The organism is Corynebacterium efficiens YS-314, assembly GCF_000011305.1.
In the GTDB taxonomy this organism is placed as follows: Bacteria; Actinomycetota; Actinomycetes; order Mycobacteriales; family Mycobacteriaceae; genus Corynebacterium; species Corynebacterium efficiens.
Genome location: NC_004369.1, coordinates 1,651,256 through 1,674,645 on the forward strand (window position 1 = coordinate 1,651,256; position 23,390 = coordinate 1,674,645).

Consider the following 23,390-nt stretch of genomic DNA (forward strand, 5'->3'; position numbering starts at 1 on the left):
CGCACACACGGTTCAACTCACAGCGGTTGCAGGATCACCCATCTTGCAACCGTTTTGCGTATACCCTGTCACATTCACGCAGGGTGCCACCCGTAACATGTATCCCCGTGTCCCCCGTCCACCCCTCTAGTACCAGCAGGTAACAGCACCATCGTGAGCGCACTTCGTAGAACAGCAGCCGACCTGAACAGCGGGGCACCCGCGTCTGATTCGTCTGGGGCAACCCAGTCTCCCAGGGCCGCCAAGAAGAACAAGACCATGTCCATCGGTGTGGTTCTTGAACGCCTGCATGCGGAATTCCCCGATGTCACCGTCTCCAAGATCCGGTTCCTGGAATCGGAGGGTCTGATCACCCCGGAACGCACCGCCTCCGGCTACCGTCGGTTCACCGAATCCGATGTGGAGCGGCTGCGGTATATCCTGGTCACCCAGCGCGACAACTACCTCCCGCTGAAGGTCATCCGTGAGCAGCTCGAGGCCATGGACAACGGCTCGGTCACCGCCATCCTCGGTGCCGGCGCCTCCGAGCCCCTGGTCAGCCCCGAGAAGTTCCGCGCCCCGGCCCTGACCAGGCTCACCGACAGTGATGTCGCCGAGAAGGCCGGTGTCACCGTGGAGACCATCGCCGAGCTGGTGTCCGCCAAGCTGATCAAACCGGATGCCGCCGGGTTCTTCACCCATGATGATGTCCTCATCGCCAACACCGCCGCCGCCCTGCGCGAGATGGGCTTCGACCTGCACCAGCTCCGCTCCCTGGGCAACACCGCCACCCGCCAGGCCGACCTGATCACCCAGGTCGCCGACCCGGTCGCCCGCGGTAAAAGCGATGTCGCCCGCCAACGCGCGGAGGAACTGGCGCAGCAGATGTGTTCCCTGGTGGTCTCGCTGCACGCCTCACTGGTGAAAAACGCAACCCGCGAACAGCTGGGGTACTGATATGGAAACCAATTTCGTCGAGTTGCAGTTCCACGGCATCCACACCATGGAGCCGGATGGTTTCACCTGCGCGGTATTCCGCTGGGAGGATGGCAACAAGGTACTCCCGATCTGGATGGACCAGGATGATGCCCTGCGGATCCAGGCGTACCACTCGGGGTACCGCCCACGTCGCCCCGGTGTGCATGAGCTACTGGCTGATGCCTTCACCAGGAACGGCCCGTGGGTGAGCAACCTCCGTATCGTCAGTCACTTCGAGGGTGTTTTCATGGCCTCGGTCATCACCTCGGAAGGGGAGGAGCTCGATGCCCGTCCCAGTGATATCCTCATGCTCTCCGAACTCCTTGAACTTCCCATCGCCGCGGATGAGGAGATCCTGCAGCAGTGCGCGGTGTTTGTGAACCAGGACGACATGGAGGCCTATTTCGGGATCATGATCGAGGCAGCCGACGATGATGAGGTGTTCGCCGGTGAATCAGCGTCCGGGGACGCCCAGGCCGATGCGGATTTCGAACAGCTCATGCAGAGCCTCGGGGTCACCGAGGATGATCTGTTCATCGACATGGATCCGGACGATGACGGGGGTGATAAACCGGAAGGTAAAACCTAGAAACTTTACTTTCGGTGTTTGTTTTACGGTGTTGTGTCTGGCGTGTCGCGTGCCTAAAGCTTGACGTTGGTCTAGGCTTTCTACCAGAATGAGTATAAGTTTCACGCTTATAATTCACATGCGTGATTGATCACAGCCCCAACACTGAAGCATCGGAGACATCAGTGCAAGAAGAAAAAGGCTTTCAGGGTGACCTCTTTGCGTCGCCCCAGCTTCCCGTGCAGGAATCCCTCTTTGATGTGGGACCGGACGAGGAGGTCGGCTACCGCGTGCCCACCGCCTGCCAGGTGGCCGGCATCACCTACCGTCAGCTCGACTACTGGGCACGCACCAAGCTGGTTGTCCCCACGATCCGTGGCGCCCGGGGTTCTGGATCCCAGCGTCTGTATTCCTTCAAGGACATCCTCGTCCTGAAGATTGTCAAGCGACTGCTTGATACCGGTATCTCCCTGCAGAACATCCGCCTGGCGGTGGACAAGCTGCGTGACCGTGGTGTGGATGACCTCGCCGGGATCACACTGGTCTCCGATGGCACCACCGTCTATGAGTGCCGCTCCAATGAGGAGGTCATTGATCTGCTCGGTGGTGGGCAGGGTGTGTTCGGCATTGCGGTTCCCGGCATCATGAAGGAACTCACCGGGGACATCTCCGCCTTCCCATCTGAGCGTATCGACGACAACTTCGATGCCGAGACCATCAACTTTCAGGATGAGCTTGCTGCCCGGCGCAAGCGCAGAACCTCCTAGCTGATACACCTCCGCTCCACCACGTATCCCGTGCCATCCCAGGTCTTCTCCGAACCGTGGGATGGCACGGGATACATGTTCTTGGTGTTGTTATCCGGAAGGTAACATGCCACGAACCTCCATCGCGGCCCGCACCCGTTCCTGGGATAGTTGACGTGCGGCATCATGACTGGTCTGGGAACGCTCCGCCGCACGGCCCAGGACGGTGGTGGCGTTGAGACGTAACTTCGAGGACACCGAGGTGTAGATCTGTTCCGGATCGGTCCTGAAGGGGGAGAAGCGGTTATCCATGGCGAAGGCGGCCGCGACGACGCCACCGGCATTGGCGATGAAATCAGGCACCACGGTGATTCCACGCTGGTGCAGAATCTGCTGAGCCTGCGGGGAGGTGGGCAGATTGGCACCCTCGACCACGATCCGGGCGGTCACCCGCTCGGCGCCACGGGCATTGATGACATCCTGGAGTGCGGCGGGGATGAGAATCTCCGCGTCCATGAACAGTTCCTCACCCGGGTCAATCCGTAGAACCGGGTAGTGGGAAACCAGATCATCCCCGACCTCCTCGCGCAGGCGCACCAGTTCCGGGATGTCCAACCCATTGGGGTCGGCGATCGCTCCCCGCGCCGTCGACACCGCCACCACCCGGTAACCCAGGGTGTGGAGCCGTTCCGCGACGGCATGACCGACGGCCCCGAACCCCTGGATCGCCACCGATGCGCCCGCCAGGTTCTGTGACTGGGCTACCTCATCCGCCACCTCGGCGATGCCATACCCGGTTACCCCCAGTTGGTCGTAGGGCACACCACCGAGTTCGTAGGGTGTGCCCATGCAGGTGCCGCGTCCGAGTTCATCGGTGATGATGGCCGCATCATGCTCAGTCAGACCCATGTCGAGGCCGAAGATATACTCCTCGGGCACCTCATTGGAGAGTTTCCGCACGAAGGAGCGCAGCACAGCCTCCTTGTCGGGGGAGGCGGGATCCGCCTGGATCCCGGCTTTCGCACCTCCGTAGAACAGATCCACCCCGGCCCACTTCCAGGTCATGACCCGTGCCAGGCGGGCAATCTCACCCACCGATACCGTGGGCTGCATGCGGGTTCCGCCCTTGCCCATGCCCCGGGCGGTGTTGTCGATGACCAGCACCCCGCGCATTCTGGTGCGGTGGTCATGCACCACAACTATCTTCTCAGGGCCCCAGTCGTCGATCAGGTCAAACATGTCAGTCATGGGTGGTGTCCTCCGGTGTAGACAATCAGATCCCATACCGGTCGTGGCGTGGGTGGTGAAGGGGAGATCAATCAGTCAGAATCGTGGTGTTGAGGGTATTCTCCAACCTGCTCAGGGAGTCATCGACCTGGGCCTGGTAGAGGTCATAGGCATCGAAGATGGGGGTGCCGATGATGGTGGAGAGAACCTCCTGTTTGTAGTCGACACCTTCCTGCGCGGTGTCTTTTGACCCCTCGCCGGTGAGATTCGACTGGAAGATCCCCGCGGCGGAACGTGGTAGGAAATCCTCGTAGACAATCGGTGTGGCCGTGACAATACCGTCGGCCAGCAGATCCCGCAGGTGGACCGTGTCACCGATATCCGCGGGGTGCTTCGCCAGGTCGAAGGTGAAGTAACCGAGACCCCGTTCGAGCATCCCCGCTTCGGTGTTCGGGAGATTCTCCTCCCATACCGCGCGGGCGATGGTCATGCGTGTGCCCCCGGTCTCGGCCTTTCTCCGGTCTATCTCGGCGAGCATCTGGTCATAGAGTTCCCGTCCGGCGGGGGTCAGGGCGATGCCACGTTGTTCCACCTCACCGAAACGGACCCGCAGGGAACCCGGCCCGATGGTGCCGTCCTCGAAACGGAAGGTCCGTTCCTCGGAAAGCGCCCGGAATGACGTCTGGCGGAGCAGGACATCGGGGCCCTCCCAGGCGGGTGGCCCTTGGATCTCATCGATCATGGTGATCCCACGGGCTTCCATTCGTCGGTACAGCTCATCGATGTCCAGGACCCTGGGGGTGAGGTGATTGATGTGGGTGGTGGCCACGCCACCGATATCAGCTGCCACGGCTGACACCGCCTCGAGTTCCCGGTACCAGGAATGATCAACCGGTTCGTCGGAAAGCTCAAACGCGGCGGTGGCCAGTGTGAGGAGCTGCTCGGCATCCCCGTCCTCCAGACCCCCATCCCGGGTGGCCTGATCCGCAAGCTCCAGCAGGCCATCGGGGAACAGCGTGCGTGACGCCAGGAACTCCTGGAGTCGTTGCTGCTGGTCCGGGGTGAAAAAGCGTGGATCATCCGCGGTGAGCATGGAGGTGAACACCCGGAAGGGATTCTCTGCCAGTTCCGGGCCTGTGATCGGACGGAACGCCGTGGACACCACGGGGACCGAGGCTGCCGAGGCATCACGCAGATCGTAGAAACCCACAGGATGCATGCCGAAGGCCGCGAAGACTCGGGCCACCTGCGCCAGTTCGGTGGGGGAGCCGACGCGGATGGCGCCGTGGCGTTCGGCGGTCACCCGGTCGATTGACCCCAGTCGTTCCGCATCATCACCCCGGCGGGACAGGAAATCCCGGTTCACCTCCTCGGAGACCTCGACGAGCGTGGTGTAGGCGGGAACCTCTGTTCCGTACATGATGGACAGGCGGCGGGAGAACTCGGCACGCAGCTGGGAGGGTGTGTGAAAACCCATGATCATTCCTTAGGTGGGGGTGGTGTTTACTCGATACCGGTGAAGTCACCGGGGGTTCCGTATTCGATGACCTCGGGATTCTCTCGAAGTTGGCTTCCAGGAGACGATCGAAGGTGCCGTCGTCGTACATCTCTTGCAGCGCCGTGTTGATGGCCTCGGTACCGTCTTCGTCACCCTTCGCCAGGCCGATCCCATAGTATTCATCGGTGAACTGCTCGCCGTCCCGGGTCATCTCCACGATGCGGAAATCACCTGGGTAGTACTGGGCGTAACCGTACAGGATGGTGGCATCGGTGGTGATGGCATCCACGCTGCCCTGATCGAGGGCCTCAATGCAGGAGGATGGCGTGTCGTATTCCTGGAGCTGCAGGCCGGGGATCGCCTCCTTCGCACGCTGTGACGGGACTGATCCGGCGGTGGAGCAGAGGATGAGGTCATTGTTCAGGTCGTCCATGTCCTGGATGCGGTCATCCTCGTCAGGCACCATCAGCGCCTGGTGGGTGACCAGGAAGGGACCGCCGAAATTCACCGTATCCAGCCGCGCCTGATTGATGGAGTAGGTGGCAGCGATCATGGCGACCTCACCGTTCTGGATGAAGGTTTCCCGTTGGGCGGCGGGGGTTTCACGCCAGGTGATCTCGGGGTGTTCCCAACCGTTGTCGTCGGCGATGGCATTGACCACATAGGTGGAGATGTCCACCTCCAGGCCGCTCATAGTCCCGTCGGGACTGCGCAATCCCAGGCCGGGTTGATCATATTTGGCTCCTAGGAGCGTGGGTCGTTAGTCGGTAGCGGGGGACACCAAAATTCGGTTCCCCAGAGCCACCACCGGCCCCGACCCGCCCAGAATCACTCGATCGGACCCCGATATCCGCCCCCGGCAGGAAAGCCGTGGTTCGGGCCACCGGGCCTGCCGGTTTCCCGGCGGGCTCAGGCCGTCTGTCGGAAGGAAAACAGCTTCAACAGGTTATGACACCCCGCCACCAGATCCCACTCCGCCCGAGCCGCCGCCAACCCCCGCAGCACCACGTGCTTGCCCTGCCGCGTGGCGATCTGACCGAACACCGGCTCGATCACTGACTTACGTTTCCCGTACACCGCCTTGCCCCGCTTCGTGCGCAGCCTACGTCCCATCCGCTCCCGTAAGGTGGCATCGTTAGGGATCCTGCCGCGTGGGGCATCCGGGATCTTCTCTCCGTGTTTGACCCGCCCGGTCGCGATGAAAAACTCCGTGTCGTGCGTGTCCTCCAGGCCAGCGACTTCGGTGAGGTTCTTCTTCGAGCAGTACCCGGCATCCATCAACCACCGGGCCGGCCAGACCCCCAATTGCTCAGCCGTGGCCAGCACCATCGGCACCGTCGCACCGACATCGGTGGCGGTGTTACTCAACTCGGTGGCCACGATCACCTGATGCTCAGCATCCACCACCGTCTGCGCGTTATAGCAGTAATCAAACCCACCGGAACTCAGCTTCATGATCCGGGCATCCGGATCCGTGAAATTACGCTGCGCCGAGGGTTTCACCACTGCCGTATCCGCCGCGGCCTGCCCCTTGTCCGCGACCGTGTCGTCATCATCACCCCGGTCCCGTGCCTTGGTTTCCGCCACCTGCCGTGCTTTGTCCGCGGCGTCCTGTTCCAACTGCTGGCGCGCCCGACGCAGCGTTGCCAACCGGGCGGACCGGCTGACCAACTCCTCAGGCAACTCATCACCGCGGGCATCGACCCCGTAACGCTGATCCTCGACCTCATCCGTGGTCGCCGCATCGTTAAGCATCTGCTCGACCTGCTCAGCCAGCTTCTCCTCGGCCGGGACCAGGCGCTGGTAACTCATGGCCTTACGACGGGAGGCATTCGCCTGCACCTTCGTCCCGTCCAACGCAACCGTGCCCAGTTTCACCATGCCCGCTTCCCGGCACAGGGCCAACGCCTGGACAAACACCCCGGCCAACGCCTGAAGGTGGCGGGCCCGAAACCGGCTAAACGCCCGGAAATCCGGGCCTGCGCCAGCGGCGAGCCAGCGAAACGCCACGCTGTCGATACACGCTGTTTCCAGTTTCCGGGAGGACCGTACCCCGGTGCAGTAGCCGTAGAGCATGACCCGCAGCATCATCCGGGGATCATAGGGTGGGCGCCCCTTGGACCGGGTGTAGGAATCATAGAACCCGGTCAGATCCAGTTCCGTGTCGACGAGGTCGGCGATGAACCGGGCGAGGTGGTTATCAGGCAGCCACTCATCCAGCGACGGCGGCAGCAGCATCACCGCGTGGGGGTTGAACGGGGCGAAGCGTTTATCCACCGGCGCTTCCACCGGGTCCGGGGCCGGGACCCGCTGGAGAGTCTCTTCGGGGAACAAGCCATCATCGGATCCACCACTCATGGAGGTTATTATCCCACGTCACCCAGCAGGACCGGGGGGAGACACCCGGGTTCAGGTCACCGACTAAAGACCCACGCTCCTAGGGTGACATTGCCGCTTTCAATCTGTCCGAGTAGATCAGTGTTTTCAGAGCTGGCGCAGGAGGCCAGGGACGTGGCGAGCGCGGCTGCTCCAATGGCGGCCAGTAGTCGGATAGGTGCTGTGTTCTTCATCGGGTGCTCCCGGGAATGTCGAGGTAGGGGATCTCTTTCATGGGGTGTCGCCTGCCCGCGGGAGAGGAACCGGACTGGGATCCCCGCCCCCGAACTATGATGCAGGTCATAGTCAGAGCCTACTCTTTAACATGTTACATGGCAGTGGAAATGTCGTGTTTCTTCCACGGCATCTATTTACGCAGGTGATGCCCGGGTAACGGGCACAAAGAAAAAGACATGCCCGGGAATAATCCCGGGCATGTCTGGGGTACTTTCCTGGGTTAGAGCCCGAACGCGGCCCGCAGAGTGGCGTCGATGTCCTGCGGGGTGGTTGCAGTGGACACGGTGCCACCGGTGGAGGTGGCGTAATCAGCCAGTACCTGGTCCATGGGGTTGGTTCCGACATGGACGATGTGGAAGGTGACGTTGTCCCCGCCTGCAGCCCGGATATCAGCCAGGAATGCCTCATCGCTATAGTCGCTCGCGGATCCGGAGGTGACCAGCACAACCCGGACCTCACGGCCGGAGGTACCGGCGTGCTCGGAGGCGATATCGGCGGCGGCCACCGCCGCGGCCCGGGTCAGGGGGACCCCACCGGTACCGAAACGGGCGATGGCATTGGCGGCATTGGTGCCATTGGACCCGTCCGGGAAGGAGACATTTGGCCGCCACCCACGGGTGACCCCGGGGTTGAGGGGGGATGAATAGTTGTTCAATGCCACCTGATTGCCCAGGCCACCGGTCTCGCGGGCCAGGTCAGACAGGATCCGGCTGACGACGGTGTGGTAGGACTCCTGCGTCCCGTCAACCACCCGGTCCATGTTGCCGGAGGTGTCCTGGACGATCAGGGTGTCGGAGGGCTGCCCGGTGGTGGCTTCACCCACCGGAGTGTCAGGCTCCTCGGCGAGCGCCCGTGCCCGGTCCACAACCGCGGTGTAGGCGGCCGTATCTGTGGCTTCACCCGCGGCACCGGTCTCAGTGGTGAAGGAGGCGAACTCGGCACCCGCACGGGCCTGATCCTCGGAGACATCTGCGCCCGCGTTGACCGGGATGACCCACACGGGAAGCTCCGCGCCGTCGACGGGACTGAAGGTGTAACCACCGGGCAGCTCATCGGGCTCCAAGGCGGCGAAGGCCGGTGTGGTGGCCGCAGCATCGGTGGTGGTGTCGAGATCATCGGCCAGCGCGGTGGCGGCGGCGTCCTCATCCGCGGCGAGGGCGAGGGCGACCGCGGCGGACAGCGTCGGGGCATCGGCGACGGGGAAGGCCACGTTCTCCAGATCGGTGTCAGCACCCTCGGTGGCGGCCACACCGGCCCGGACGGTGTCGGCCTGGGACCAGGAGTCCTGCGAGGATGCGGCCACGGCACCGGTCTGCGTCAGGGCGTCGGCGGCATCGTCACGGGTCCCTGCGAACACATAGGTGGCTGCGGCCTCACCCGGGCCGGCCACCTCGGCGGTGATGCAGTAGTCCCGCACCACCGGGTCGGTGGCGTTGTACTCCTCGACCATGGCCTCGACGAGGGTGGGGTCACCGCCGACGGGCAGGGACAACTCCCCCTGGATGCACCCGGACTCACCGGTGGTGGTCTCCGTGGTGTCGTCCGCCAGATCGATGGTGTCATCCGAGCGGTTGGAAAAGACCCACCAGATGATCAGGGCAAGGATCGCCAGGATGGTGATCAATGCGATGGTCAAGGATTTGGACAGTCGATAATTATTCTGTCCGCTGTAGTGTCGTGCCACGGGCGCTCCCTCGAAGTGATGGTGAACTACTGGGAAAGTGTAGCCGTTAGCGCCTGCTCCGTGATGGAGACAAGCCGGTCACGGATGGGTTTCGCCCGTGCCGCCAGTGCCCGCTGGCGTGCCACATACTCCGCCTTGCCCTCCGGGGTCTCGATGGCCACAACGCCGAAACCGTACCCGCGGCAGTCATAGGGGGAGGCCTCCATATCCAGCACCCGGGTGTCGCGGGCGAGCTCGAAGGCGTCGAGAAGCACCTCGCCGGGGACCAGGGGCCCGAGTTTCGCCGCCCACTTGTACAGATCCATCGTGGCGTGCAGACACCCGCACTGGTCGTTGGCCGGTTGTGCCTCGCGGGTGAGCACCGTGAGATTCAGCGGGATGGCGGGTTCGGTGAAGAACCGGAAGGCGTCGAAATGCGTGCATTTGAGCTGATGGGACTCCACCACGGCATCGGTGGCTGCATGGCCCAGACGCAGCGGCAGATCATGGCGGATCTCGTCGGGACCGGCCTTGTAGACCATCGCCCATTCATGCAGCCCGAAACAGTCGAAGTGGGCGGGGTTGCCGGATACCGACTGCAACAGATTGTGGATATAGCGCACGGCGGCACCCCGGCGCGGCATGAAGCATGCCAGGTCGACGGTGACCAGGGAATCGTCGACAAGCGTGTAGTCCCGCCACGAGGCGTGGGGTGCGTCGGCGGGGACGCCGACCCCGAGCCCCGGGTGCCAGGTGCGCAGGGTCGCGGGGCGGACCGGATAGTACTCGAAGAGGAAGTCGAAGACCGGGTGCTTGATGTGCGCCTGTCGACGCCGCAGGTGGTCGTCGGTGAACGCGGCAGCCCGCGCCTCGTGGGCACGGGCCCGGTCCATCCACTCCTCATGGCTCAGCACAGTGGGGGTAAACACGTCATCAACCTCCACTAACCGGCATCCTCATGGGTCCAGTCATTGACGGTGCCCACATATTCCTCGATGAGGTCCTCCAGGGTGATCACCCCGAGCAGCTCACCACGCTGACGTACCTGCGCCATGTGCGCGGAGCGGCGGTGCATGGTGTGCAGCACATCATCCATGAGCCCATCGGCGTCCACATTGGTCAGGGGGCGCAGCTCGGAACGGGGGATGTGCTCGCCCGGGTTCATCTCCGGATCCGCCAGTCGCGGCAGGACATCCTTGATGTGGATATAACCGAGGTAGGAGCCGTCGACACCGGTGACCGGGAAACGGGAGAACCCGGTCTCGCGGACCGCGGTCTCCAGCTCCTCCAGGGTGGGGCCCTGGCGGCCGAAATCCAGGGAGCGGACATCCTCGTCGCGGATGACCAGTTCCTTGATGGACCGGTGTTCGGTGCGCAACGCCTTGGACAGGCGGGCGTGTTCCTCCTCGTCGAGTAGACCCTCGAGCCGGGACTCGGAGATCATGCTCGCCAGCTGTTCCTGATCCACGGTGGAATCCAGTTCGTCCTTCTGCTCCACACCGAAGGCACGCAGGGTGATGCGCGCAATCCAGTTCATGAACCGGATCAGCGGGCCGGTGATCTTCACCCACAGGATCAGCGTGGGGGAGAGCCACATGGCCAGCGTCTCGGGACCTGCGATGGCGATGTTCTTCGGGACCATCTCGCCGAAGAGGATGTGCAGCCAGGTGATGACACCGAGGGCGATGACAAAGGAGAACGGGTGCAGGAGATTCTCCGGCACACCGAGTGCCTGGAACGGCACCTCCAGGAAGTGCGCGATGGCCGGTTCAGCGATCTTACCCAGCAGCAGCGAACACAGGGTGATGCCGAACTGGGCGCCGGCCAGCATGATCGACAGGTGCTCGGTGGCATACAGGGCACGCTCCGCGGATTTCTTGCCCTGGGCGATATGGGCCTCCAGGCGGTCACGGCGCGAGGAGATCAGTGCGAACTCGGCGGCCACGAAGAAAGCGTTGAAGGCCAGCAGGACAATGATGAACAGGATGGTGACCCAGATGTTCACTTGGTGTACTCCTCTGCTTCCTCGTGGGTGATGGGGGTGAGCACGGCCTTGTCCACGCGACGGTCCTCCATCACAGTCACCCGGGCGATCCACCGGCCGGTGAAACTGGATTCGAACTCATCCATGCCGGGTGTCTCGGTCTGCGGCAGCAGCGCGACATCACCGACCTTGGGGATCTTGCCCAGGGAGTACATGATCAGCCCCCCGAGGGTTTCAAACGGGCCGTCGGGGGAGGAATAACCCACATGCTGCTGGAGCTGATCGGTGCGCACCAGTCCGGAAACCTCCCAGCTGGCGCCGAACTGCTGGAAGTCGCGTTCCGCCTCGGAATCATCGTGCTCATCGTAGACCTCGCCGAGGATCTCCTCGACGACATCCTCAATGGTGACCAGGCCGGCGGTGCCGCCGTATTCATCGGCGATGAGCACCACCTGGGAGCCTGCGGAACGTACCGCGTTGAGCACGGCGTCACCGTCCAGGCTGGCCGGAACCACGGGGATACGCCGGGCCAGGGACCGCAGGGTGGTGGTGGAACGCTGTTCACGGGGGATGGCGAAGGCGTCCTTGATATGAACCATGCCGATGGTGTCATCGAGATCCCCCTCGGTGACCGGGAAGCGGGAGTGACCCGTCTCCAGGGCGAGGCTGATCAGATCATCGACGGTGTCATCGGCGCGCAGAGCCTCGATGGTGGACCGTGGGGTCATGAACTTGTCCGCGGTGGACTCACCGAACTGCAGGGACCGGTTGATCACCGCGGCGGTGGTCTTGTCCAGCTCCCCGCTCTCGGCGGAGTTACGCACCAGGGCGGTGAGCTCCTGGGCGGACCGGGCGGACGCCAGCTCCTCGGCGGGCTCGATGCCGAGCTTGCGCACGATGAAGTTGGCGGAGTTGTTCATGGCCTTGATGAAGTACTTCAACGCCACGTTGAACACATGCACCGGATGCACCACGAAGCGCGCCACACCCAGGGGGTTGGTGATCGCCCAGTTCTTCGGGATGAGTTCCCCGAAGACCATGGACAGGAACGTGGCCACGATCAGCGCCAGCACCAGGGCCACGGCTGAGGCCGCGGAGGCGGGCAGGCCCACCAGTTCCAGCAGCGGGGTGAAGTATCGGGAGAGTACGGGTTCAGCGAGGTAACCCGTTGCGAGAGTTGTGACCGTGATACCCAGCTGAGCGCCGGAGAGCACGAACGACAGGTTCTGGTAGTCCCTCTTCACTGCGTGGGCGCTCGCGTCGCCCTTCGACTTGACGTGATTGTCCACGGTGGAGCGTTCCAGGCCGGTGAGTGCGAACTCAATGGCCACGAACAAACCGGTACTCGCCGTGAGAAGCACGAAGCCCAGCAGTGAGAGGATGCTTATGAGTATGTCCATTAGCGTGCGGTGGCAACCTGCCCCCTATCCCTGACAGGTGGTCCTGTCAGGAGAAAGGGACCGTTAACCCTTTTGACCATCTTTCCTTGTGGTCTGACGCCTGGGGTTGGTGCCGCGGCCGCCGGAGTTGCGGGGGGTGGCAATGCCATCCCTCTTGCCTCTGCGTGCGCCGCTGCGTGACCTCCGGCGGGGAGTGCCGGTGGCATCCCTGCTGTCAGAACGGTTGTTGGCGGATTTCTGTCCCCGCCCCGGCTGCTGACCGGGCAGGGCCAGCGGCGTGCCGGACGGGCGTCGGGCACCGGTGATGCGCGCCAGTTCAGGGGAGTTCTCATGGACCTCAACCTCAGCGGCCTCAACGCCCGCCTTCCTGAAGAGATCCCTGACTTCCTTGACCTGTTCGTCCATCACCAATGTGACTACTGTACCGGTTGTTCCGGCACGTGCGGTACGACCTGCCCGGTGGAGGTAGGCCTTGTGCTCAGCGGGGGGATCCACGTGCACGACCAGTGAGATGTCATCGACGTCGATGCCGCGGGCGGCGATGTCGGTGGCCACCAGAACCGGGATGGAACCGTCGGTGAAACCGGCCAGGGCATTGGTGCGGGTGTTCTGACCCTTGTCACCGTGAATACCCACGGCGTTGATACCCACGCGGCGCAGTTTCTTCACCTGACGGTCCACGCCGTGTTTGGTGCGCATGAACATGATGGTCTTGCCCTCACGCGCTGCGATACGTTCGACCACCAGCGCACGGGAATCACGCCCACCCACCAGCAGGCGGTAATGCGTCATGGTGTTCACGGCTGCCGCCACCGGTGCGGTGGAGTGGGTGACCGGGTTGTGCATATAGCGGTCGACCAGCTTGGTCACATCCCCATCGAGGGTAGCGGAGAACAACAGACGTTGCCCCTTCGCCGGGGTGAGGTCCATGAGACGACGCACCTGGGGCAGGAAACCCATGTCCGCCATGTGGTCGGCCTCATCGAGGGCGGTGATCTCCACCTGCGCCAGGGACAGCTTCTTCTGGTTCACCAGGTCCTGGGCACGGCCCGGCGTGGCCACCAGGACATCGACCGGCGATGCCAGCGCGGTGATGTTGCGGTTGATGTTGACACCACCGACGACCTCGAGGGTGCGCAACCCCATGGCGGCGGCCGGGCCCTCCAGACGCTCACGCACCTGGGCCGCGAGTTCACGGGTGGGCACCAGGATCAGGCCCCTGGGCTGGCCGGGGCGGGAAGCACCGGATGCGGCCAGGCGTGCCAGCATGGGCAGGCCGAAGGTGAAGGTCTTACCCGAGCCGGTGGGGCCACGGCCGAGGACATCGAGTCCTGCAAGGGCGTCCGGGATGGCCGCCGCCTGGATGGGGAAGGCATCCGTGATGCCCTCTTTGCGCAGCTCCTTGACAATAGGATCCGGCAGATTAAGTTCTGAGAATGTAGTCATTGTCTTCTCAGAGTAGTCCTCGCAGGTTGAATGTGGTTAAAGACGCGCTCGGGCACGCCTGCTGGAGGGCGGACTCAGCGATCCGTGTAGGGGTCGCGGATGCCGATGTACTGCAGTTGCGTGTACTCATCGATGCCCTCGGTACCACCCTCCCGGCCGATGCCGGACTGCTTGACGCCACCGAACGGGGCCGCGGCATTGGAGATCACCCCTGAGTTGAAACCGAGCAGACCGAACTCCAACTGGTCGGAGATCCGGAACATCCGGGCATAATCACGGGTGAACAGGTAGGAGGCCAGTCCGTATTCGGTGTCATTGGCCAGCTGGATGGCCTCCTCCTCGGTGGTGAACGTGATGATCGGTGCGACCGGCCCGAAGATCTCCTCGGTGAGGATCCGCGCGCCGGGCGCGACATCGACCAGCACGGTGGGCTGGTAGAAGTAGCCCTCCCCCTCGCCGGCGGTGCCCCCGGTGAGCACGGTGGCGCCCTCGGTGACGGCGTCGTCGACAAGCTTTGCGACGTTCTCGCGTGCCTTCGCCTCGACCAGGGGACCGACGGTGACACCGTCGTCGAGGCCGTTGCCGAGTGTGAGTTGGTTGAAACGCTCAGCCAGTCGGCGGCTGAAGTCCTGGGCGATGGAGTCGTGGACCAGGAAGCGGTTGGCGGCGGTGCAGGCCTCACCGATGTTGCGCATCTTCGCCCCCATGGCACCCTCGACGGCCAGATCCAGGTCGGCATCCTCGAAGATGATGAACGGGGCGTTGCCACCGAGCTCCATGGAGGTGCGCAGGACCTTGTCGGCAGCCTTCTTCAGCAGTTGTTTGCCCACCGGGGTGGAACCGGTGAAGGAGACCTTGCGCAGGCGATCGTCCTCCATGATGGGGTTGGAGATCGCGCTGGCCGATGCCCCGGACACCACATTGAGCACACCTGCGGGAAGGCCGGCATCGAGCATGGTCTGCGCAAAGTACTGGGCGGTCAACGGGGTCAGGCGTGCGGGCTTGAGCACCATGGTGCAGCCGGCGGCGATCGCGGGGGCGACCTTGCGGGTGGCCATGGCCAGGGGGAAGTTCCACGGGGTGATCAGTAGGCAGGGGCCGACCGGTTTGCGCACGGTGAGCATGCGGTGGGTGCCCTCGGGTGTCTGGCCGTGGCGGCCGTAGGTGCGCACGGCCTCCTCGGAGAACCAGCGCATGAACTCATTGCCGTAGGTAACCTCACCACGGGCCTCGGCGATCGGTTTGCCCATCTCCAGGGTCATGAGGGTGGCGAATTCCTCGGCACGTTCATTGATCAGGTCGAAGGCGCGGCGCAGGATCTCCGAGCGTTCCCGGGCGGGGGTCCTGGCCCAGCTGGACTGGACCTCGCAGGCGGCATCGAGTGCGGCGAGGGCATCGTCGCTGGTGGCCGATGCGAGGGTGGCGATGGTCTGGCCGGTGGCGGGGTTGTCCACGGTGTAGGTGGACCCGTCGGAGGAGTCCCGCCAGGTGTCGCCGATGAGCAGACCGGTGGGGACCTTGGTCAGGAGTGCAGAGACATCAAGCGGATCAGTCATGGGTGTGTCCTTCCGAGAGAGGTGAGATTGTCCCCACCAGGCTACGGGCACGGGCGCGCCGGGGTTGATAGTCCTTGGGTGCCAGCGGGAGATTGGCGGAATTCCAGCAGGCATGCAAAAACCCCCGGGGAATACTCCCACGGGGGGCTGGAGCAGGGTGCCTAGACCTCCAGCTCGCTGCGGTCACCGGACCACAGGGTGTGGAAGGAGCCTGGCTTGTCGATGCGGTGGTAGGTGTGTGCACCGAAGAAGTCACGCTGGCCCTGGATGATGGCGGCCGGCAGACGCTCGGCACGCAGGGAGTCGTAGTAGGCCAGGGAGGAGGTGAACACCGGTGCCGGCAGACCCAGCTGGGTGACGTAGATGACGATCCGGCGCCAGGAGTCCATCAGGTCCTCGAGCTCACCCTTGAAGTACGGGTCGAGCAGCAGGGAGGGCAGCTCCGGGTCGTTGTCGTAGGCCTCGACGATGCGGTTGAGGAACTTCGCCCGGATGATGCAGCCACCGCGCCAGATGGTGGCCAGGTCGCGGGGGTCAACACCCCAGTTGTGCTCATCGGAACCGGCCTTGATCTCATCGAAGCCCTGGGAGTAGGCCACCAGCTTGGAGGCGTACAGTGCGCGACGGACATCCTCGACGAATTCCGCCTTGTCCAGACCCAGCTCCTCAAAGGTGGTCAGGGCACCGGTCGGCAGGTTGCCCTGTGCGGCCTTGCGCTGATCGAGGGAGGAGGATAGTGCGCGGGCGAAGACGGCCTCGCCGATGCCGGTGACAGGGACTCCGAGGTCGAGGGCCTCCTTGACCGTCCAACGGCCGGTGCCCTTCTGGCCTGCGGCGTCGAGGATGACGTCGACAAGCGGCTTGCCGGTCTCGGCGTCGACCTGGCGCAGGACCTCGGCGGTGATCTCGATGAGGTAGGAGTCCAGATCGCCCTTGTTCCACTCGGCGAAGACATCGGCGATCTCGGCCGGCTCCATGCCAGCACCGAAGCGCAGCAGCTGGTAGGCCTCGCCGATGACCTGCATGTCGGCGTACTCGATGCCGTTGTGGACCATCTTGACGAAGTGGCCCGCTCCATCAGGGCCGATGTGGGTCACACAGGGAACGCCGTCCACCTTGGCGGCGATGGACTCCAGCAACGGGCCGAGAGCCTCCCAGGATTCCTTCGGGCCACCGGGCATGATGGACGGGCCGTTGAGGGCACCTTCCTCGCCACCGGAGATACCGGCACCGACGAAGTGACGGCCACGGGCTGCCATCTCCTTCTCACGGCACACGGTGTCGGTGTAGAGAGCGTTACCACCATCGATGATGATGTCTCCCTCCTCCATCGCATCCGCAAGCTGGTTGATCACGGCGTCGGTGGCGGCACCGGCCTGCACCATGACGATGGCGCGGCGGGGCTTCTCCAGGGCGGCGACGAAATCCTCGACGGTCTTGGTGGGGATGAAGTTGCCGTCGGTGGCATAATCGGAGATGAGCTTGTCGGTCTTGTCGGTGCTGCGGTTGTAGACAGCGACGGTGTGACCGTTGCGGGCGAAGTTGCGGGCGAGGTTGGACCCCATTACAGCGAGGCCGACCACACCGATCTGGGCGAGGGAATCTGGGTTTGTCATAGTTATGATCATACGCACAGCCCCACGGTATGTCAGCAGGAATCACCCAAAAGGTAATATCATTTAGATCACATCCGCTGACGCGGCCCCACTATGCTGATGGCATGTCTCAGATGTCCCCGAATACCATCACCGATGTCTTCTCCATGGCACGGATCGCCGAACAACGTCCCCTCACCGGGGATGAGCTGGAACAGCTCAACAACGCCAGTGCAGGCCTCAACCGCACCCTCGGTCTGCGGTATGTGGAGGTCGGCCCCGAACGCGTGGTCAGCGAATTACGGGTGACCGCAAACCACCTGCAGCCCGCCGGCCTGGTCAACGGTGGTGTCTACTGCGCCATCGCGGAATCCACCGGGTCCACGGCGGGCATCATCTTCGGACGGGGCAAACCCGTGGTCGGGGTCAACAACAACACCGATTTCATCGCCTCGGTCCGTGACGGCGTGATCCGGGCCGAGGCCACCGCCATCCAGAAGGGCGGCCGCACCCAGGTCTGGCAGATTCTGTGCACCCACAACGGTGAACTGGTGGCCCGCACCACGCTGCGCACCATGGTCCTGGGCTGACGGAACACTGACCCGCAGTTGACCATCCTCCGAACCCGGCGCGCCGGGGTCTTCCTATACTCGGGTACATGCCAACCTGGAAAGAAATCACCGCCAACAATCCGTCCCACTCCGAGAACTACGCCCGACGCTGGCGCAACCTCGTCGCCGAGGGGGAGGACATCTACGGCGAGGCCCGTCTCATCGACGCCATGGCGCCCCGCGGTGCCCGGATCCTCGATGCCGGATGTGGCACCGGACGCATCGGTGGCTACCTCTCGGAGCGTGGCCATGATGTCCTGGGTACCGACCTGGACCCGGTACTCATCGGCTACGCCAAGCAGGATTACCCCAAGGCCCGGTGGGTGGTGGGGGACTTGTCCACCGATCCCATCCCGGAGGACAATTTCGATCTGATTGTCTCCGCTGGCAATGTCATGGGTTTCCTCGCCGAGGAGGGCCGCCAGCCCGCCCTGGGGAATCTGCACCGCGCACTCGCCCCGCACGGCCGCGCCGTCATCGGTTTCGGTGCGGGCCGGGGCTGGGATTTCGGGAATTTCCTGGCCACCGCCCGTGCTGCCGGTTTTGAGCTGGAAAACGCCTACGAGTCCTGGGAGCTGCATCCGTTTGTCGCAGAGTCCCAGTTCCTCGTCGCCGTGTTCACACGTAACCAGCAGCCCGCCAGCTAGATTCCGCTAGTTCCAGCCCTGTCTGGTGGCCTGGTCGAAGAACTCCCGTTCGTGGACGCAGGCACTCAGGTAGGTCTGCGCGGCAACCCGCTGCTGGTCAGGACCAGCCCCGGCCATCGCCGCCTCCACGCGCGCGATGGCCTTGACCGTGCCGGCCAGGAACCCCTCACCGGAGTAGGTGTCCAACCAGTCGGTGTAGGGGTGTTCGGGGTGGTTCTGCTTCGCCAGGATGAGTCCGATCTCCGCATACAGCCAGTAGCAGGGCAGGACCGCGGCCGCGCCCACGACGTAGTCATCGGCGTGGGAGCGGGCGATGAGGAAATCGGTGTAGGCCATGGTCACCGGTGAGGGGGCGGATACCCCGGTCTCTGCAAGGCCCTTGTTCAGGTAGGTGCGGTGCAGTTCCGCCTCCACCGTGATGCACTCGGCGGCGCTGGTGGCCCAGTCCACCTGTGCGGGGGCATCCGGTGCGCGCGAGCTCAGGGTGGCCAGGGCGCGGGAGTACTGGCGCAGATAGTGGGCGTCCTGATCGATGTAGAAGAGGAATTCCTCCCGCGACAGGGTGCCATCACCCAGGCCCCGGATGAACCCGGAGTCGAGGATCTCACCCAGGACATCACCGGTGGCCTCCCACAGCGCCCGGGTGTAGGGGCCCGCCGGGGCAAGGGCTGGGGCTGGACTCTGTGTGTCGGACGGGGTGATGATCCCATCCGAAGGGGCACCCATCCGCAGATGTGGCCACGGCGTTGCATCTGCGGCACGCAGCAGACGCCGGGTCACCGCGAAATGATCCACCGGCCCGCTGCCGGAGCCCACCTGCAGGGCGTCGGCACCGCGCAGTGCCTCGTTGAGCCAGCGCGTCGCCCAGTCCAGCGCCTTATCCACCGGGTGACCTGCACCCATCCGGGTGGCCAGCGCCGCCGAGAGTGAGCATCCGGTCCCGTGGCTGTTGGTGGTGTCAACACGTGGGTTGGCCACCATGTGGACAGAGCCGTCCGGATACACCACTGCATTATCAGCACGGGGACCAGTCAAGTGTCCACCCTTAACAATGACGGTGGTGCCCACGTCTGTGGCGAAACGCCGCGCCTGCTCAATCGCCGCATCGAAGGAGGGAGCCGGTTGCTCACCGCACAGCACCGCCAGCTCCGGGATATTCGGGGTGATCACATCGACCACGGTCGCGAGCTCCAGCAGGGCCTCGGTGGCATCGGGGTCCAGCAGGCTGTCGCCGCTGGTGGCCACCATGACCGGATCCAGGATCACCGGACCGTGGGGGCGGGTACGCAACCACCCGGTGACCTGACGGACCGTGTCAGCCCGGCCGAGCATACCGAGTTTCACCGCATCCACGGTGACATCGGAGAACACTGATTCCAGCTGCTCATCCAGGAAGTCGGCGGGCGGGGTGTGGACCCCGGTGACACCATGGGTGTTCTGTGCGACCAGGGCGGTGATCACCGACATTCCGAAGCCACCGGCCGCGGCGATGGATTTCAGATCAGCCTGGACACCGGCACCACCGGTGGGGTCGGTGCCGGCGATGGTGAGCACCCGTGGCTGTGCCACGCGACGCCCCGCCTCCCACACATCCAGCAGCTCCCGGGCGGCCTCCGCCGGGGAGGGGGCCGCCATGATCGCCGAGACCACGCACAGTCCATCCACCCCGGTACGCGCCAGATCAGCGGCGTTGGCAAGACCGACCCCGCCGATCGCCACGGAGGCGATACCGTGGGCACGTGCGACCTTGGCCATGGCAGCCACGCCGTCCACACCCACCGCCTGCGGGGCATCCGGTTTGGTGTCCGTGGCCTGGACGGGACCGAGACCGACCACATCCGGCAGGGCGATGCCCGCCCGGGTACAGTCGGCGATCACCGTCTCGAGCTGATCCATCGTTTCGATGGTCAACCCGATCATGAGATGCCCGGGCAGTTGCCGGCGGGCCTGCACATAGGGCAGATCCCCCTGGCCGATGTGCACGTGGCAGCTCAGCTCCGCGGCCACGGCGAATCTGTCATTGAGAAACAGGGGCACCCCCAGGCGGTCGCACACCCGTTTGAGCTCCATGGCATGTTCCCGGAAGGTCTGCTCGTCGGCATCCTTGTCGCGCAGTTGCACCACGGTGACACCACCGTTGATGGCGTCCTCGACAATCCCGGCGACCCGCTCGGGGCCACCTCCAAGGTGTGGGTCGGTGACGAGGTAGAGGCTGAAATCGGTCATCGGTTCTCCTCCCGGAGGTGGGTCAGGTTGGCAAGCTGGTTGCGGTCGAGTTGGTGGAGTGCGTCGATAAGCGCTACGGCGTAGGAGCCCGGTGCGGTGGCACGGGTGGCGGCGATGCGGCCGGCGGCCCCCAGGTGGGCGTGCGCGGCGACCACCGCGTCGTGGGGGTCGATGTCGGTGTCCTGGGTGGCACCGAGGTAGGCGGCGGTCACCGCGCCGAGGGCGCAGCCGGTGCCGATGACCAGCTGCAGCATGGGGTCCCCGGACTTAAGCCACGACACACGTCCACGTGAGACGATGAGGTCCTCTGCTCCGGTGACGGCAACGACCCCGCCGGTGCGCCGGGCGAGCACCTGTGCGGCCTCCACGGCATCGGCGACGTCGTCGGTCGCATCGACCCCGCGTCCACCGGCGCCCAGACCGGCCAGCGCGACGATCTCCGAGGCGTTGCCGCGTATCGCGGCCGGATGCTTGTCGACGGCCCGACGGAGGAACGCCGAACGTTCCGCCAGACCACCCACACCGACCGGGTCAAGTACCCAGGGAGTACCGGCAGCGGTGGCTCCCTCAATGGCGCGTTCCATCCCGGCATACTGTTCGGCCGACGGTGTGCCGGCGTTGATGAGGACCCCGTCTGCCACCCCGGCGAAATCGAAGGATTCAGCCGGCGTGTCCACCATCGCGGGACTGGCCCCGATGGCCAGGAGGGCATTGGCGGTGAACTGCATGACCACGGCATTGGTCAGGCATTGGACAAGTGGGGTGGTGGCGCGCACCAATGTGGGCGCATGAAGATATGAGTCAGCCATGCAACGGCCATCCCTTCGCTAGTACGAGCTAGAGCAGGTTCAACGGGTGTGTTCTCAGCCTGTCCACGGTGGACAGGCACCCCGTGCCTGGTTCTCACCCTAGCAAAAGGTCTGGTCTGTATGGCTGGTGGGTGGGGATGACCCCGGACAGACAACAACACCCCCGGACACCTGCCGGGAGGTTCCGGCGGGGTCAGGGGGTGGGGGCGAGCTGGGGGTGGGCCTATTTCAGCTTGTTGGCGGCACCGAAACGGGTGGTGTCCTTCAGCTCGATGGGCACGTCACCGTCTTTTTCATCGATGACCTGGCCGAGCTTGGCCAGCGCGGTGCGGGAGTGCAGCTGCTGACGTGTGGTGGCGAGATTCCAGCGCTTGCGGGAGAGGGCATTGAGACCCCAGCTGATCGCGGAGACGAAGCGGTTGCGGAAACCGACCAGGAACATCAGGTGGACGCCCAGCCACAGCAGCCAGCCGATGAAGCCGGTGACCTCGACCTTGCCCATCTTCACCACGGCGGAGAAGCGGGACACGGTGGCCATGGAGCCCTTGTCGAAGTAGTCGAAGTCCTCGCGTTCATCGCTGGAGCGGCCCTCGGCCTCCGCGGCGATCTGCTCGGCGACGTACTCGCCACCCTGGATGGCCACCTGCGCGACACCCGGGAGGTTATCCAGGGCCATCATGTCACCGACGACGAAGATGTTCTTGTACTCGCCCACGGACAGGTCACGGTTGACCTTGACGCGACCTGCACGGTCGACCTCGACACCGGCCTGATCGGCGATGAGCTTGCCCAGCGGGGAAGCGGCCACACCGGCGGACCAGATCTTGCAGAACGACGGGATGCGGTGCTCCTCACCGTCCTTGGTCTTGTAGGTCACGGCCTCCTCGTCGACATCGGTGACCAGGGCGTTGAGCTTGACGGTCACACCGAGCTTCTCCAGGGTGCGTTGTGCGTTGCGGCCCAGGCGCTTGCCGAATGGGGGCAGGACCTGCGGGGCACCGTCGAGGAGGATGATCTTGGCGGAGGAGGGGTTGAAGTTGGTGTAAACACCAGCGAGGGTGCGGTGGGCCATCTCGGCGAGCTGGCCGGCGAGCTCCACACCGGTGGGGCCTGCACCGACGACCACGAAGGTCAGGAGGCGCTCACGCTCGGCCGGGTCCTCGCAGACCTCGGCACGCTCGAAGGCGCCGATGATGCGGGCGCGCAGTTCGAGGGCATCGTCGATGGTCTTCATACCGGGGGCGAACTGGGCGAAGTGGTCGTTGCCGAAGTAGGACTGACCGGCACCGGCACCGACAACCAGCGAGTCATACTCGTAGACCCGGGTGTAGGAACCCAGGGAGGCGGTGACGGTGCGCTTGGTGATGTCGATGTCGGTGACCTCACCCTTGATCACATTGACATTGTCCTGGCCGCTGAGGATCTGACGGGTGGACGGTGCGATCTCGCCGGAGGACAGGATGCCCGTGGCCACCTGGTAGAGCAGAGGTTGGAAGAGGTGGTGGTTGGTGCGGTCAATGAGGGTGACATCGACGTCTGCCTTGGCCAGGTTCTTGGCGGTGAACAGGCCGCCGAAGCCGGAACCGATAACGACGACGTGGTGGCGGCCGCCTTCGGGGCGGGTGGGGTTCTCGGACATGGTGTCACTGTCTCCTGGTCGTTGAAGAAAATTAACTGGCGCTAGTAGGTGGGCGCCACATACCTATCAACAATAGCCCTCCCAACGAGAACCCACAGGATCGGGTAGTCCAAACCTGTCTGTTTTTGTGAAATATGTGGTATTCACGCCCGTATCTGTTCATTATGCCGGTAATTATGGCGCGTGTCACGTCAATGAATGGACA

Annotated in this window: 18 protein-coding genes, 1 pseudogene and 1 riboswitch; of the genes and pseudogenes, 5 read left to right on the forward strand and 14 right to left on the reverse strand. The window is 64.1% G+C overall.

Annotated elements, in window-relative coordinates; all coding sequences use genetic code 11:
• Positions 1-183: 183 nt before the first annotated feature.
• The 3 genes from CE_RS07855 to CE_RS07865 all read left to right on the forward strand — a co-directional run bounded on the left by CE_RS07855 (position 184) and on the right by CE_RS07865 (position 2,292).
• Complete coding sequence (locus CE_RS07855; RefSeq protein WP_407921252.1) at positions 184-936, forward strand: transcriptional regulator FtsR; 753 nt, start codon at positions 184-186, stop codon at positions 934-936.
• A 1-nt stretch (position 937) separates the two neighbouring features.
• A complete protein-coding gene (locus CE_RS07860) occupies positions 938-1,546 on the forward strand; it encodes a bifunctional nuclease family protein (protein WP_006767574.1) in 609 nt (202 codons plus the stop codon).
• 164 nt (positions 1,547-1,710) lie between these two features.
• Positions 1,711-2,292, forward strand: coding sequence for a MerR family transcriptional regulator (locus tag CE_RS07865; protein WP_006767575.1), 582 nt, complete (start codon positions 1,711-1,713; stop codon positions 2,290-2,292).
• Between the two features lie 90 nt (positions 2,293-2,382).
• On the opposite strand, the gene CE_RS07870 is transcribed toward CE_RS07865, so the two are convergent.
• The 11 genes and pseudogenes from CE_RS07870 to gndA all read right to left on the reverse strand — a co-directional run bounded on the left by CE_RS07870 (position 2,383) and on the right by gndA (position 17,274).
• Complete coding sequence (locus CE_RS07870; protein ID WP_035108883.1) at positions 2,383-3,510, reverse strand: Glu/Leu/Phe/Val family dehydrogenase; 1,128 nt, start codon at positions 3,508-3,510, stop codon at positions 2,383-2,385.
• Positions 3,511-3,586: 76 nt separating this feature from the next.
• Positions 3,587-4,975, reverse strand: coding sequence for a 2-oxoadipate dioxygenase/decarboxylase (locus CE_RS07875; protein WP_081447209.1), 1,389 nt, complete (start codon positions 4,973-4,975; stop codon positions 3,587-3,589).
• Positions 4,976-5,001: 26 nt separating this feature from the next.
• Positions 5,002-5,744, reverse strand: a pseudogene (locus CE_RS07880) (glutamate ABC transporter substrate-binding protein); the annotation flags it as partial.
• Positions 5,745-5,905: 161 nt separating this feature from the next.
• Positions 5,906-7,354 (reverse strand): IS1182-like element ISCef1 family transposase, encoded by a 1,449-nt coding sequence (locus CE_RS07885; RefSeq protein WP_006770545.1) that lies wholly within the window; start codon positions 7,352-7,354, stop codon positions 5,906-5,908.
• A gap of 475 nt (positions 7,355-7,829) precedes the next feature.
• Positions 7,830-9,245 (reverse strand): vWA domain-containing protein, encoded by a 1,416-nt coding sequence (locus CE_RS07890; protein WP_006767580.1) that lies wholly within the window; start codon positions 9,243-9,245, stop codon positions 7,830-7,832.
• A gap of 74 nt (positions 9,246-9,319) precedes the next feature.
• Positions 9,320-10,165, reverse strand: coding sequence for a 3-methyladenine DNA glycosylase (locus tag CE_RS07895; RefSeq protein ID WP_173362603.1), 846 nt, complete (start codon positions 10,163-10,165; stop codon positions 9,320-9,322).
• Positions 10,166-10,215: 50 nt separating this feature from the next.
• Entirely contained in the window at positions 10,216-11,277 is a 1,062-nt protein-coding gene (locus CE_RS07900) for a hemolysin family protein (protein ID WP_006767582.1), read from the reverse strand.
• Positions 11,274-12,656 carry a hemolysin family protein gene (locus CE_RS07905; protein ID WP_006767583.1) on the reverse strand — a complete coding sequence of 461 codons (1,383 nt, stop codon included), beginning with the start codon at positions 12,654-12,656 and terminating at the stop codon, positions 11,274-11,276. The genes CE_RS07900 and CE_RS07905 overlap by 4 nt, the downstream gene beginning before the upstream one ends.
• A 63-nt stretch (positions 12,657-12,719) precedes the next feature.
• Positions 12,720-14,102: a DEAD/DEAH box helicase gene (locus CE_RS07910; RefSeq protein ID WP_006767584.1), complete on the reverse strand. Its 1,383-nt coding sequence runs from the start codon at positions 14,100-14,102 to the stop codon at positions 12,720-12,722.
• A 74-nt stretch (positions 14,103-14,176) separates the two neighbouring features.
• A complete protein-coding gene (locus CE_RS07915; protein ID WP_006767585.1) occupies positions 14,177-15,658 on the reverse strand; it encodes an NAD-dependent succinate-semialdehyde dehydrogenase in 1,482 nt (493 codons plus the stop codon).
• A 161-nt stretch (positions 15,659-15,819) separates the two neighbouring features.
• Positions 15,820-17,274, reverse strand: a complete 1,455-nt coding sequence (gene gndA, locus CE_RS07920; RefSeq protein ID WP_035108798.1) for an NADP-dependent phosphogluconate dehydrogenase — start codon at positions 17,272-17,274, stop codon at positions 15,820-15,822.
• Between the two features lie 104 nt (positions 17,275-17,378).
• On the opposite strand from gndA, the gene CE_RS07925 reads away from it, so the two are divergent.
• Both CE_RS07925 and CE_RS07930 read left to right on the forward strand, forming a co-directional pair.
• Entirely contained in the window at positions 17,379-17,843 is a 465-nt protein-coding gene (locus tag CE_RS07925; protein WP_006767587.1) for a PaaI family thioesterase, read from the forward strand.
• A gap of 68 nt (positions 17,844-17,911) precedes the next feature.
• Complete coding sequence (locus tag CE_RS07930) at positions 17,912-18,511, forward strand: class I SAM-dependent methyltransferase (protein WP_006767588.1); 600 nt, start codon at positions 17,912-17,914, stop codon at positions 18,509-18,511.
• A 6-nt stretch (positions 18,512-18,517) separates the two neighbouring features.
• Here CE_RS07930 and CE_RS07935 read toward each other — a convergent pair whose 3' ends face one another.
• The 3 genes from CE_RS07935 to CE_RS07945 all read right to left on the reverse strand — a co-directional run bounded on the left by CE_RS07935 (position 18,518) and on the right by CE_RS07945 (position 23,185).
• Positions 18,518-20,737 (reverse strand): bifunctional hydroxymethylpyrimidine kinase/phosphomethylpyrimidine kinase, encoded by a 2,220-nt coding sequence (locus CE_RS07935; RefSeq protein WP_006767589.1) that lies wholly within the window; start codon positions 20,735-20,737, stop codon positions 18,518-18,520.
• Positions 20,734-21,546 (reverse strand): hydroxyethylthiazole kinase, encoded by an 813-nt coding sequence (gene thiM, locus CE_RS07940; RefSeq protein ID WP_011075524.1) that lies wholly within the window; start codon positions 21,544-21,546, stop codon positions 20,734-20,736. Before thiM ends, CE_RS07935 begins: the two co-directional genes overlap by 4 nt.
• Positions 21,540-21,640: riboswitch (TPP riboswitch) on the reverse strand. Its footprint overlaps the gene before it by 7 nt.
• 129 nt (positions 21,641-21,769) lie before the next feature.
• Positions 21,770-23,185, reverse strand: coding sequence for an NAD(P)/FAD-dependent oxidoreductase (locus CE_RS07945; protein ID WP_006767593.1), 1,416 nt, complete (start codon positions 23,183-23,185; stop codon positions 21,770-21,772).
• Positions 23,186-23,390: the final 205 nt, after the last annotated feature.